This is a genomic window from Streptomyces sp. NPDC041200 (assembly GCF_055591805.1).
Genome location: NZ_JBVIZF010000002.1, coordinates 252,551 through 265,956 on the forward strand (window position 1 = coordinate 252,551; position 13,406 = coordinate 265,956).

A 13,406-nucleotide genomic window follows, 5' to 3' on the forward strand; every position below is an offset into this window, starting at 1 on the left:
CGACGGATAAACCGATGGTAGAGCCGATCCGGCGCGGGGTGACAGCAAGTTTCGTGATTTGCTCAGCCCCGGTGGCCCCGTCCGGCTCTTCCGTCGCGCGTCCGCGTCACCCTCACGTGCCGAGCGGCAGTTGTACGACCAGCAGTTTTCCGGCCATGGTGATGCCGCCGTCCATCGCGACCGCGAGATTGTCCGCGTAGACGTGCGGGCCCTCCACCGCGGGCGTGCCGTCGTCCTCGCCGTCCTCCGAGCCGACTTCGCCCAGCAGATACGGGATCGGGCTGTGCCCGTGGACGATGCGCTCCCCGCCGTAGGTGCCGAGCAATTCACGCGCGGCCATCGGGCCGGAGTCCTCGTCGCGGAAGGCGAAGCGCTTGGTGAATTTGCGGAACAGGTCCCAGCACTCGTCGGCGTCACTGCGCTGGAGTGTCTCGGTGACGGTGTCGTTGACGGCCTCGATCGAGTCGCCGTACTCCAGATAGGCGGTGGTGTCGGAGTGGACGAGCAGATGCCCGTCCTCCTCGGCCATCGCGTCCAGCCGTGACATCCACTGGAGGTGATGGTCCTCCAGCCGCTCCATGTCGGTGCGCTGGCCGCCGTTGAGCAGCCAGGCGGCCTGGAAGGAGGCGGTGCCGGCACCGGAGTTGACGGGGGTGTCGCCGAACCGCTTGGCGCCGATGAGGAGCAGTTCGTGATTGCCCATCAGCGCCTTGCAGTAGCCGCCCGCGGCCGCGGCCTCGGCGGAGAGCTGCATCACCAGGTCGATGACGCCGATGCCGTCCGGGCCGCGGTCGGTGAAGTCGCCGAGGAACCACAGCCGGGCGTTCCCGGCCGCCCAGCTGCCCTTGTCGTCGATCAGGCCCTGGGCGGCGAGCGCCTCGCGCAGCTCGTCGTGGTACCCGTGGACGTCGCCCACGACGTACAGCGGGCCCGGGCCCTCGTCGTCGGCGAGTTCGGCCTCCGGATCGGTCACCGAGGTGAGCGCGATGGTCGGGCGGTCCTGCGGGGGCACCAGCCGGGTGTCCGCGATGGTGTGCCCCGGGCCCACGACCGGCAGCTTCTCGGTCGGGGTGTACCCGTGCGGCATCGGGGCAGGCGCGGGTGCGGCAGGCACCGGCCCGGGCGGCGTGGACGCCCCGTACGCGGGCACGGGCGGATGTGCCGCCGTGGTCCCTGCCGTGGCTTCCAGACCGGCCCCCTGAGTCATCGACCCCTCCACCATCGCGCCGCCGTCCCACCTTGTGGACCTTGCCTGGTCGACGGCGGTCCGCGGTGTCGTCCGCCCATCATAGGAATGACCGAGAGGGCTTGTGACGCACCAGGGTGCCGTCAATCGGTGTTCGGCCCTGCTTGGACGGTCATTTATCCCGGATTGGCCCGGTAGGGGAAGCCCACGGGGCGCGGGTCCTCTTCGGGTCATCCTTGAGTCACCCTCAGATCATCCTCCGGCGCGGCTGCGCGGCGGGCTGACCGTCGTACGCGGCGGACGGCGCTGGGACGACGTCCGCACGATCAGTTCGGTGGGTATCACCTGCTCGACGGGGCGGTCGCTGTCGAGCCCCTCGATGGCGTCGATGAGCAGTTGCACCACGGCGGTGCCGATCCGGCGCGGCTTGAGCGAGAGCGTCGTGATGGGCGGTTCAGTGGTCCGGTAGACCGTGGATTCGCTGCAGCACACCAGCAGCAGGTCCTCCGGGACGCGCAGCCCGTAGCGGCGGGCGGCGGCGAGCAGATCCGTGCCGTTGGGGTCGAAGAGCCCGTAGACCGCGTCGGGGCGGTCCGGACGGGCGAGCAGCCGGTCGGCGGCGACGGCCCCGGCACGGGGGTCGTGGGCCGGGTACGCCTCGTACACCCGGTCCTGTCCCACCCGCTCGCACCAGTGCAGATACGCCTCGGTCGAGAGCCGGGTGTACGTGTCGGTGGTGGTGCCGGTGAGCAGCCCGATACGGCGGGCACCGGCCTCGGCGAGATGGTCCAGGAGCCCGAGCACGGCCGCCTCGTGGTCGTTGTCGACCCAGGCGGTCACCGGGAGGGTGCCCGCCGGGCGGCCGTCGCTGACCACGGGCAGGCCCTGGCGGAGCAGCTCGGCGACGACCGGGTCGTGGTCGGACGGATCGATCACGATGGTGCCGTCGAGCGCGACGTTGGACCACACGTCGTGGCGGGAGGTGGCCGGGAGGATCACCAGGGCGTAGCCCCGGGCCAGCGCGGCGGAGGTCGCGGCCCGCGCCATCTCGGCGAAGTAGGCGAACTCGGTGAAGGTGAAAGGTTCATCCCCGTACGTGGTCACGGTCAGGCCGAGGAGGCCGGACTTGCCGGTACGGAGGGTACGGGCCGCGGCGGACGGGCGATAGCCCAGCCGCTCGGCGACCTCGCGGACGTGGCGGCGGGTGGCATCCGGGAGCCGTCCCTTGCCGTTGAGCGCGTCGGAGACGGTCGTGATCGAGACCCCGGCGGCGGCGGCCACATCCCGGATGCCCGCCCTGCCTAACCGGCGGCCGGCCGACCGGCTCACCTGGTGCTTCCCTGCTGCTGTCATGGCCAGCCGATAGTAGGGCCCGAGTGCCCGGTCTGCGCGATTCCGCCATCGGTATTCGGAAGGCACGTTTCTGCATGAGCGCTCCGGCCAATTCCCTTGGAAGTGAAGCCAGTTGGGGTGACGGGGAGGGGTCTGGTCGCCTCTGGCATATCCACGCCTGGCGATTGCTCGATGTCTCGAAGAGGTCTCAACTCACCTGCACGAGTGACGCGCGCTACGGCGCTCGCCACCGGCGCGCGCGAATGAGCGGGGCGCTCCCCCCGGCGGGCACGCGGGCGCCGCCGGCGGGGACGCGGGCGCCCCGGCGGGTACGCCGGGCGGGGCAATCCTCATAAGGTGTGCAGTATTGCCGTGTGCGAAGCCTGCGCACGGAGCCGAAGGGACGGGTCGAGGAGGACTGCCGGTGAGTGAGAAGAACCCCAAGCTGCGCGCCGCGCTGGACGGGATTCCGACGTACAAGCCCGGTAAGCCGGCCGCCGGGAACGGACCCAGCTCCTTCAAGCTGTCCTCCAACGAGAATCCGTATCCGCCGCTGGCCGGGGTGCTGGAGACGGTGGCGAACGCCGCCGCGTCCTTCAACCGCTACCCCGACCTCGCCTGCACCGCCCTGATCGCCGAGCTGGCGAGCCGGTTCGACGTACCGCTGGAGCACCTGGCCACCGGGACGGGTTCGGTCGGCCTGGCCCAGCAGATCGTCCAGTCGACGGCCGGGCCGGGGGATGAGGTGATCTACGCCTGGCGGTCCTTCGAGGCATATCCGATCATCACTCAGATCGCGGGCGCGACCTCGGTGCGGGTCCCGCTGACCGACGCGGAGGTCCACGACCTGGACGCGATGGCGGATGCGATCACCGACCGCACCCGGCTGATTTTCGTCTGTAACCCCAACAATCCGACCAGCACCGTGGTGCGCCGGGCGGAGCTGGAGCGGTTCCTGGACCGGGTGCCGTCCGATGTGCTGGTGGTGCTGGACGAGGCGTACATCGAGTTCATCCGGGACGACCAGGTCCCCAATGGCATCGACCTCTACCGCGACCGGCCGAACGTGTGCGTCCTGCGGACCTTCTCCAAGGCGTACGGCCTGGCCGGGCTGCGGGTCGGCTTCGCGATCGCCCATGAGCCGGTGGCCGCGGCGCTGCGCAAGACCGCGGTCCCCTTCGGTGTGAGCCAGCTCGCCCAGGACGCCGCGGTCGCCTCGCTGCACAGCGAGGACGCGCTGCGCGAGCGGGTCGAGGCGCTGGTCACCGAGCGGGCACGGGTGGCCGAGGCGCTGACCGGCCAGGGCTGGACGGTGCCGGACTCGCACGCGAACTTCGTCTGGCTGCGGCTGGGGGAGCGTACGGCCGACTTCGCGGCGGTGTGCGAGGCGGCGGGCGTGGTCGTGCGGCCGTTCCCGGGCGAGGGGACGCGCGTGACGATCGGCGAGCGGGAGGCGAACGACCTCTTCCTGCGGGCCGCCGAGGAGTTCCGCAAGGAGCTGTGACGCCGGGCTGCCGCTGAGCGGCGACGCCGGGTTTGGCGCGCGACGCCGGGCTGGCGCTCAGCAGCGCAGGATACCCAAGCGTGTCCCATTCGCCCCCTCCCACCCCCAGGTGGGAGGGGGCGAATCCGTGTGCGTATCATTGCTTGTGAATGTGAATACGTTCACAAGCTCGCTTCGGGGAGCGGCACGGCACGACCGTGCGGGCACGGCAAGACCGTAAGGAGAGATTCACGTGGAGCTGGCTCTGGCGCCGGAGACGCTGGCGCGATGGCAGTTCGGGATCACGACCGTCTACCACTTCCTCTTCGTCCCCCTGACGATCTCTCTCGCGGCGATCACCGCCGGGCTGGAAACCGCCTGGGTCCGCACGGGCAAGGAGAAGTACTTCCACGCCACCAAGTTCTGGGGCAAGCTCTTCCTGATCAACATCGCGATGGGTGTCGTCACCGGCATCGTCCAGGAGTTCCAGTTCGGCATGAACTGGTCCGACTACTCGCGCTTCGTCGGTGATGTCTTCGGTGCCCCGCTCGCGATGGAGGCGCTGCTCGCGTTCTTCTTCGAGTCCACCTTCATCGGCTTGTGGATATTCGGCTGGGACAAGCTGCCGAAGAAGATCCACTGCGCCTGCATCTGGATCGTCTCGCTCGGCACCGTCCTGTCGTCGTACTTCATCCTCGCCGCCAACTCCTGGATGCAGCACCCGACCGGGTACGCCATCGACAAGGCCACCGGAAAGGCCCGGCTGACCGACATCTGGGCGGTGCTGACCCAGGACACCACCCTGGTCGTGGTCTTCCACACCCTCACCGCCGCGTTCCTCACCGGCGGCGCCTTCATCGTGGGCATCGCCTCCCTGCACCTGTGGCGGGCGAAGCGCAAGCAGATCCGCGGCGAGGACCTGGGCACGAAGGAGAAGAAGCAGATCGGGGCGATGCGGGCCAGCCTGCGGGTCGGTCTGGTCGTGGCCGTCGTCGCCGGACTGGGTACGGCGATCAGCGGTGACTCGCTCGGCAAGGTGATGTTCGAGCAGCAGCCGATGAAGATGGCGTCGGCGGAGGCGCTGTGGGACACCCAGGCGCCCGCGCCCTTCTCCGTCTTCGCGGTGGGCGATGTCAGCGAGGGGCACAACAGCGTCGAGCTGGAGGTCCCCGCGGCGCTGTCCTTCCTCGCGCACAGCAACTTCACCGACGCCGTCCCCGGCATCAACGACGTCGCCCAGAAGGAGGCCGCCGCCTACGGGGGCCAGCCCGAGGACTACATCCCCAGCATCTTCATGACCTTCTGGGGCTTCCGGCTGATGATCGGATTCGGCATGACCTCGTTCGCCGCCGGTGTCATCGGGCTGTGGACGACCCGCAAGAAGCGCTGGCTCGACCCCGCCTTCCGCACCGCCGACGACGAGGTCCCCCGGCTCATGCTCACCAAGAAGCGTGAGATGAGCCCGCTGCTCACCAAGTGGTCCTGGCGGATCGGCATCCTCACCATGGGGTTCCCGCTGATCGCCAACTCCTTCGGCTGGATCTTCACCGAGATGGGGCGCCAGCCCTGGGCGGTGTACGGGCTGATGAAGACCTCCGACGCGGTCTCCCCCGGCGTGAGCCAGACCGAGGTCCTCATCTCCCTCGGCGTCTTCACGCTGCTGTACGGCGTGCTCGCCGTGATCGAGGTGCGGCTCCTGGCCAAGTACGCCAAGGCCGGGCCGGACACCGACGAGAAGCCGCCCGCTGAGGACCCGAAGCTGCGGCTGCCCTCGGGCGGACCGGGCGGCCCCGGCGGCGGGTCCGCCGCGGAGGACGACGCCGACAAGCCGCTGACCTTCGCGTACTGACGCGTCACGACGGGCGGAGAGACTCATGCACCTTCACGACTTCTGGTTCCTGCTGATCGCCTTCCTGTGGACCGGCTATTTCTTCCTCGAAGGCTTCGACTTCGGTATCGGCGTGCTGACCAAGCTGCTCGCCCGGGACCGTACCGAGCGCCGTGTGCTGATCAACACCATCGGGCCGGTCTGGGATGGCAACGAGGTCTGGCTGATCACCGCCGCCGGTGCCACGTTCGCGGCCTTCCCCGACTGGTACGCGACCCTCTTCAGCGGCTTCTACCTGCCGCTGCTGGCCATCCTGGTCTGTCTGATCCTGCGCGGTGTCGCCTTCGAGTACCGGCACAAGCGCGGCGAGGACCGCTGGCAGCGCAACTGGGAGCACACGATCTTCTGGTGTTCGCTGCTCCCCGCGTTCCTGTGGGGCGCGATCTTCGCCAACCTGGTGCACGGGGTGCCGATCGGCCCGGACAAGAACTACGCGGGCGGCCTGGGTGACCTGATCACCCCGTACGCCCTGCTCGGCGGCGTCGTCACGCTCGTGCTGTTCACCTTCCACGGGGCGGTCTTCGCCGCGCTCAAGACGGCTGGGGACATCCGGGTGCGGTCGCGCCGGTACGCGGCCTGGCTGGGCCCCGTCGCGGCCGTGGCCGCGGTCGCGTTCCTCGGCTGGACCCAGGCCGACAGCGGCAACGGGCGCAGCCTGGTCGCGGTGGTCCTCGCGGTGGCGGCGCTGGCCGCGGCCCTGGTGATGAACGCGCGCGGGCGTGAGGGCTGGGCGTTCGGCCTGTCCGGGGTGGCCATCGCGGCGTCGGTCGCGATGCTCTTCCTGGCGCTCTTCCCGGACGTCATGCCGTCTTCGCTGAACCCGGAGTGGAGCCTGACGGCGGCGAACGCGGCCGCCAGCGCCTACCCGTTGAAGATCATGACGTGGGTCGGGGTCATCATGATGCCGCTGATCATGGCCTACCAGGCGTGGACGTACTGGGTCTTCCGCAAGCGCATCGGGACCCAGCACATCCCCGCCGCCCACTGATGCGCCCGATGGCTCAGGTGGTGTGTTTCACGTGAAACCAATCGATCCGCGACTGCTCCGGTACGCGCGGGCGACCCGGTTCTTCCTGGCGGCGTCCGTGGCGCTGGGGCTCGCCGGGGCCGGGCTCGTCATCGCGCAGGCCATGCTGATCGCCGAGATCGTGGTGGGCGCGTTCCAGCGGGACGAGGGCGTCGGCGCCCTGACCGCACCGCTGATCTGGCTGGCGCTGGTCGCCGGGGGCCGGGCCGCCGTCTCCTGGCTGACCGAGCTGGCCGCGCACCGGGCGAGCGCCACGGTCAAGTCGGAGCTGCGGCTGCGGCTGCTGGACCGGTCGGTGCGGCTCGGGCCCGGCTGGCTGGACTCCCAGCGCACCGGCGAACTCACCACCCTCGCCACCCGGGGCATCGACGCGCTGGACGACTACTTCGCCCGCTATCTGCCCCAGCTGGGGCTCGCGGTGGTGGTTCCGGCGGCCGTGCTCGCCCGGATCGTCACCGCCGACTGGGTCTCGGCGGTGGTCATCGTCGTCACCCTGCCGCTGATCCCGCTGTTCATGGTGCTCATCGGCTGGGCGACCCAGTCCCGGATGGACCGCCAGTGGCGGCTGCTGTCCCGGCTGTCCGGTCACTTCCTCGATGTCGTCGCCGGGCTGCCGACGCTCAAGGTCTTCGGCCGCGCCAAGGCCCAGGCCGCCGCGATCCGGTCCATCACGGGCGACTACCGGCGGGCCACGCTGAAGACGCTGCGGCTGGCCTTCCTGTCCTCCTTCGCCCTGGAGCTGCTGTCCACGCTGTCCGTCGCGCTGGTCGCGGTCGGCATCGGCATGCGGCTCGTCCACGGCGAACTGGACCTGTACACCGGGCTGATGGTGCTCGTCCTCGCGCCCGAGGCGTATCTGCCGCTGCGGCAGGTGGGCGCGCAGTACCACGCGGCGGCGGAGGGACTCGCCGCAGCGGACGAGGCGTTCGCCGTGCTGGAGCGGGAACCGGCCGCCGCTGGTACGTCGCCCGCCCCCGACGCCCGGGGCGCCGCGCTCACGGTCGAAGGGCTGACGGTACGTCACTCCGGGCGGACCGACCCCTCCCTGGCCCCGGTCTCGTTCGAGGTCCGCCCCGGCGAGACGGTGGCGATCACCGGACCCAGCGGCGCGGGCAAGACGACGCTGCTGAACGCCGTGCTGGGCTTCGCCGAACCGTCCGGGGGCCGGGTGCTCGTCGGCGGCCGCGACCTGGCGTCGCTCGACCCCGAAAGCTGGCGGCGCCAGATCGCCTGGGTGCCGCAGCGGCCGTATCTCTTCGCCGGGAGCATCGCGGACAACGTCCGGCTGGCACGGCCCGACGCCGACGACACCGCCGTCCGCGAGGCCCTGCGCCAGGCCGACGCCCTCGGCTTCGTCTCCGCCCTGCCGGAGGGGGCCGATACTCGGCTCGGCGAGATGGGCGCGGGCCTGTCCGCGGGCCAGCGCCAGCGCATCGCCCTGGCCCGCGCCTTCCTGGCCGACCGCCCGGTCCTGCTGCTCGACGAGCCCACCGCGAACCTGGACGGCGCGACGGAGGCGGCGGTCGTCGACGCGGTGCGCCGCCTGGCCGAGGGCCGCACGGTCCTCCTGGTCATCCACCGCCCGGCCCTCCTGCCCCTGGCCGACCGCGTCATCGCCCTGCCGGGGCCCGCGGGCCTGCCAGGGCCTGCGGCCGACCGTGGCCACCCTGGCGTCGGCGCGGGCCGCGCCGAGCCTGCCGACGCGGCGCGGATGGTGACGGACGATGCGGCGGCGTCGGACGCCGGTCCCTCGGCCGGGTCTGATGTGCCCCCGGTGCGCCCTGCGATGGACGGCGAGTACGACGCCGGTACGGGCGTCGGGGCAGCGGGTGCGCCCAGGGTGCTGGCTCGGGTGCGGGACGCCGCGCGGGGTGCGCGGGGGCGGTTCGGGCTGGCGCTGCTGCTCGGGAGTCTGGCGCTCATGAGTGCCGTGGGGCTCATGGCCGTCTCCGGGTGGCTGATCTCGCGGGCGTCCCAGGAGCCGCCGGTGCTGTACCTGATGGTGGCGGTCACCGCGACGCGGGCGTTCGGGATCGGGCGGGCCGTCTTCCGGTACGCCGAGCGGCTGGTCTCGCACGACGCGGTGCTCCGGGTGCTGGCCGAGCTGCGGGTCGCCGTCTACCGGCGGCTGGAGCGGCTGGCGCCCGCTGGGCTCAAGGAGACCCGGCGCGGGGATCTGCTCTCCCGGCTGGTGGCCGACGTGGACGCCGTGCAGGACTACTTCCTGCGCTGGCTGCTGCCGGTCGGCGCGGCGGTGGTCGTGAGCGCCGCCTCGGTCGGGTTCACCGCCTGGGTGCTGCCCGAGGCCGGGGCCGTGCTCGCGGTCGGGCTGGTGGTGGCCGGGGCCGGGGTGCCCGCCGTGTCGGGCGCGCTCGCCCGGCGGGCGGAGCGCCGGTTGTCGCCCGCGCGCGGCGCGCTGTCGGCGCAGGTGGTGGATCTGCTGGCCGGGACCGCCGAGCTGACGGTGGCGGGCGCGCTGCCGCGTCGGCTGGACGCGGTGCGCCGGGCCGACGGGGTGCTCACCCGGATCGCCCGGCGGGGCGCCGCCGCCACCGGCGCGGGCGCCGGGCTGTCCGCCCTCGTCTGCGGTCTGACCGTGGCCGTCGCGGCCTGGGCCGGGGTCGGGGCGGTGGCCGACGGGCGGATCCACGGGGTGTGGCTGGCCGTCGTGGTGCTGACGCCGCTGGCCGCCTTCGAAGCGGTCGCCGGGCTGCCGCTCGCGGTGCAGCACCGGCAGCGGGTGCGGCGGGCCGCGGAGCGGGTGTACGAGGTGGTCGACGCGCCGCTTCCGGTACGGGACGACGGCACCGAGGAGCCGCCCTCGTCGGCCTTTCCGCTGGTGGTGCGCGGGCTGTCGGCGCGCCACGCGGGGCAGCCCACCCGCGCGCTGGACGGGTTCGACCTGGAGCTGCGTCCGGGCCGCCGGGTCGCGGTCGTCGGCCCGTCCGGTTCCGGCAAGACCACGCTGGCCCAGGTGCTGCTGCGCTTCCTGGACGCCGAGGACGGTACGTACACCCTGGCGGGCCGGGACGCGGCGGCCGTGGACGGCGACGCGGTGCGGCGGCTGGTCGGGCTGTGCGCCCAGGACGCGCACATCTTCGACAGCTCGCTGCGGGAGAACCTGCGCCTCGCGCGCCCCGGCGCCGGTGAGGACGAGCTGCGCGCGGCGCTGGCCGCCGCCCGGCTGCTGGAGTGGGTGGACGGGCTGCCGGACGGTCTCGACACCCACGTCGGCGAGCTGGGCGCCCGGCTCTCCGGCGGTCAGCGGCAGCGGCTCGCGCTGGCCCGCGCGCTGCTGGCGGACTTCCCGGTGCTGGTGCTGGACGAACCCGCCGAGCATCTGGACCTGCCGACGGCCGACGCGCTGACCGCCGATCTGCTGACGGCGACCCGGGGCCGTACGACCGTACTGATCACCCACCGGCTCGCGGGCCTGCAGGCGGTCGACGAGGTGATCGTGCTCGACGGCGGCCGGGCGGTGCAGCGCGGCACGTACCGGGAACTGGCCGTGGCGGACGGGCCGTTCCGCCGGATGCTGGAGCGGGAGGCGGCGGAGGCGGCTCCGGCACGTTCCGGCGTCACCGTCTGACCGGTTCCCGTCGGGAAAACTCTGCTTTCCCGGGCAAAAGCCATTCATTACGCTCGGAGCATGGCGGCTTCGGCACCCTCACCGGACCCCCTGGACGTCGCCGCGGAGGCGACCCGCGGGCTCCAGGGGCTGTCCACCGAGCTGACCGCGCGCGTTCCGCGGCTGCTGGAGGCGATGCGCTCCATCGGCACCGGCTTGGAGCTGCGCGTGGTCCTCGACCGCATCGCCGAGACCGCGGCCGAGCTGGCGGGCGCCCGTTGCGCGGCGATCGGGGTGAACGACGCGGCGGGTCAGGGGCTCGCCGACGTCGTCACGTACGGGGTGACCGAGGCGGACCGGGAGCGGTGCGGCACGCTGCTGGCCGGGCGGTCCGCCGGGGCGGGGCTGCTGTCGGCCGAACCGCTGCCGCGGTCCTTCCTCGGGGTGCCGATCCGGGTGGGGGACGAGGTCTTCGGCCATCTGTGCCTCGCCGAGAAGCGGGACGGTGGCGAGTTCAGCGTGCCCGATCTGCACATGGTCAAGGTGCTGGCCACGGAGGCGGGGATCGCCATCGGCAACGCCCGCTTCCACGAGGCGACCCGGCAGCGCGAGCGGTGGATCGACGGTTCGGTGGCCGTCACCCACTCCCTGCTCTCCGGCGACGCCGAGGACGCCCTGGTGGTCGTCGCGGAGAAGGCCCGCCATCTGGCCGGTTCGGCGGCGGGCATCGTGCTGGTGCCGGAGGAGAGCGGCGGCGGGCTGGAGATCGTGGCGGCCTGCGCCGCGAACCCTCCGGAGGGAGCCGCGCTGCTCGGCGCGGTCGTCCCGGCCCGCTCCCCCGCCGTGCCGCGGCTGCTGGCCGGGGAGCCGGTCTTCATCGACGAGCCGCCCGCCGAACCCCGGCTGGCCGCCGGGGTCCTGGGCCGTTACGGGCCGAGCATGATGCTGCCGCTGAGCGGCGGCGACCGGGTGCTGGGCGTGCTGGCCACCCCGCGCGGCCCCGGCGCCCGGCCGTTCACCGCCACCGAGCGCAGGCTCGCCACCCAGTTCGCGGCGCAGGCCGCGGTCGCGCTGGTGCTCGCCGAGGCGCAGCGCGACCGGGAGCGGCTGGCGGCGCTGGAGGAGCGGGACCGGATCGCCCGCGATCTGCACGATCTGGTCATCCAGCGGCTGTTCGCGACGGGGATGCTGCTGGAGAGCGCGCGGCGGCACGCGGAGGCGTCGCCGGAGGTGGGGGAGCAGGTCGAGCGGGCCGCCGGGGAACTGGGCGCCACCATCCGGGAGATACGTACGGCCATCTTCGCGTTGCAGCAGGGCCCGGAGGGGGCGCCGTCCGGGCTGCGCACCCGGGTGCTGCGGGAAGTCGGGGCGGCGGCGGTGCCGCTGGGCTTCCAGCCGTCGCTGAGCTTCGTCGGCCCGGTCGACACGCGGGTCGGCGAACCGGCCGGAACCAGCCTCATCGCGGCGCTGCGCGAGGCGTTGTCCAACGCCTTCCGGCACGCCCGGGCGGCGCGCATCGAGGTGGTCGTGGACGTGACGGCGCGGCTCGCCGACGGGCGGCCCGCGGTGCGGCTGACGGTCGCGGACGACGGGGTGGGCGTTCCGGCGGGCGGACGGCGCAGCGGCCTCGCGAACCTGGCCCGGCGGGCGGAGGCGCTGGGCGGATCGAGTACGTACGGGCCGGGGCTCGGGCTGCGGAACGGACCGGGCAACGGGCCCGGCGGGGGCGGCACGACGGTGGTCTGGCAGGTGCCGCTGTAGGGGGTGCCCCGCCGTTCAGGCCGGGCTCGCGGCGCCTGGCACGGGCACCACGCGGCACCCGGCACGGGCACTTCCCGGTGCCGCGTGCCGATCCGGCCTGGTCAGCACGGAACCCCATGGCGGCGTAGATCGCCCGGGCGGCCCAACTCCTCACCTACGCGGTCCAACTAGCAGCTCGTCAGAGTGCGTGGCGCCGGGCCCGCGGGTGGGATGAGGCTCGCGGGCCGCTCGGTCTTCCGTATCCCTTCACACTCCGCGCAGCTCCTCGGCCCGACGCGGGGAAGGACGTCATGACGTGAACAGCCAGAGCCCTACTCCTCAGCGATCGCGGACGCGCTGCCGGGTCTTCCTCGCCTCCGTCGCGACCGCGGCGGCCATCTCCAGCCAGCTGCTGATCATGGCGCCCGCCCAGGCGGGCGCCATGCCGCTGACCGGTGGCGGCCACCCCAAGCCGCCGAAGCCGCCGACCATCCTCCACGGGGTGCGGGAGTTCACCGCGGACGGCACCTTCACGGCGCCCCCCGGGGTCACCTCGGTGCACGTCCAGGCCTGGGGCGCGGGTGGCGGTGGCGGCGGTGGTGGCGGTGGCGCCAGCGCGACGCTGACCGGCACCGGCGGCACCGGTGGGGGTGGCGGGGCAGGCGGCTTCACCTGGTGTGTCCTCCCCGTCACGCCGTTCGCCACCTACACGGTGGACTTGGGCACCGGTGGCACCGCCGGTACCGGGGGGCCCGGTGGCCCGGCGGGCGGCAACCCCGGCGGTGCGGCCGGTACCGGTGGCACCGGTACCGCGACCACTCTGGCCTCCAGCAGCGGCGTCCAGCTCATCGCGGGCGGCGGCATCGGTGGCACGGGCGGTGGCGGCGGTACGGCCGCCCCGGGCATCCCGGGCACCGGCGGCACCGGCGCCTGCAACAGCCTCTACGTGGTGAACCGCACCGGTGAGAACGGTGAGAGCGGCGCCCTGGGCGGCGAGGGCGGGGACGCGGTCGACGGCATCGTCGAGCTCCCCCCGACCAACACCAGCGCGGGCGGCGACGGTGGCGTCGGCGGCCCCGGCGGCAACACCCCCGGTTCCGCCGGTACTCCCGGTTCCCCCGGCGGCAACGGCTACCTGGTCTTCTTCTGGTAAATCCGGTCAGACGAACGAACCGCCCCCGG

At 72.8% G+C, this 13,406-nt stretch carries 8 protein-coding genes; 6 read left to right on the forward strand and 2 right to left on the reverse strand.

The features are described 5' to 3' along the window. Positions 1 to 112 precede the first annotated feature (112 nt). Entirely contained in the window at positions 113 to 1,207 is a 1,095-nt protein-coding gene (locus ACZ6CL_RS06260; protein WP_468931811.1) for a metallophosphoesterase, read from the reverse strand. Positions 1,208 to 1,438: 231 nt separating this feature from the next. Beyond that, positions 1,439 to 2,539: a LacI family DNA-binding transcriptional regulator gene (locus tag ACZ6CL_RS06265; RefSeq protein WP_468931812.1), complete on the reverse strand. Its 1,101-nt coding sequence runs from the start codon at positions 2,537 to 2,539 to the stop codon at positions 1,439 to 1,441. Positions 2,540 to 2,942: 403 nt separating this feature from the next. Between ACZ6CL_RS06265 and hisC the strand changes: the two genes are divergently transcribed. The 6 genes from hisC (at position 2,943) to ACZ6CL_RS06295 (ending at position 13,377) form a co-directional block, all read left to right on the forward strand. Continuing rightward, positions 2,943 to 4,022 (forward strand): histidinol-phosphate transaminase, encoded by a 1,080-nt coding sequence (hisC, locus tag ACZ6CL_RS06270; RefSeq protein WP_468931815.1) that lies wholly within the window; start codon positions 2,943 to 2,945, stop codon positions 4,020 to 4,022. Positions 4,023 to 4,254: 232 nt separating this feature from the next. Next, positions 4,255 to 5,850 (forward strand): cytochrome ubiquinol oxidase subunit I, encoded by a 1,596-nt coding sequence (locus ACZ6CL_RS06275; protein WP_468931818.1) that lies wholly within the window; start codon positions 4,255 to 4,257, stop codon positions 5,848 to 5,850. A 25-nt stretch (positions 5,851 to 5,875) separates the two neighbouring features. Then, positions 5,876 to 6,877, forward strand: a complete 1,002-nt coding sequence (cydB, locus tag ACZ6CL_RS06280; RefSeq protein ID WP_468931820.1) for a cytochrome d ubiquinol oxidase subunit II — start codon at positions 5,876 to 5,878, stop codon at positions 6,875 to 6,877. A gap of 31 nt (positions 6,878 to 6,908) precedes the next feature. Next, on the forward strand, positions 6,909 to 10,505 hold the full coding sequence (gene cydD, locus ACZ6CL_RS06285) for a thiol reductant ABC exporter subunit CydD (protein WP_468931822.1): 3,597 nt from the start codon (positions 6,909 to 6,911) through the stop codon (positions 10,503 to 10,505). Between the two features lie 60 nt (positions 10,506 to 10,565). Beyond that, on the forward strand, positions 10,566 to 12,245 hold the full coding sequence (locus ACZ6CL_RS06290) for a sensor histidine kinase (protein WP_468931824.1): 1,680 nt from the start codon (positions 10,566 to 10,568) through the stop codon (positions 12,243 to 12,245). A 295-nt stretch (positions 12,246 to 12,540) separates the two neighbouring features. Continuing rightward, positions 12,541 to 13,377, forward strand: a complete 837-nt coding sequence (locus tag ACZ6CL_RS06295; protein ID WP_468931826.1) for a hypothetical protein — start codon at positions 12,541 to 12,543, stop codon at positions 13,375 to 13,377. Positions 13,378 to 13,406: the final 29 nt, after the last annotated feature.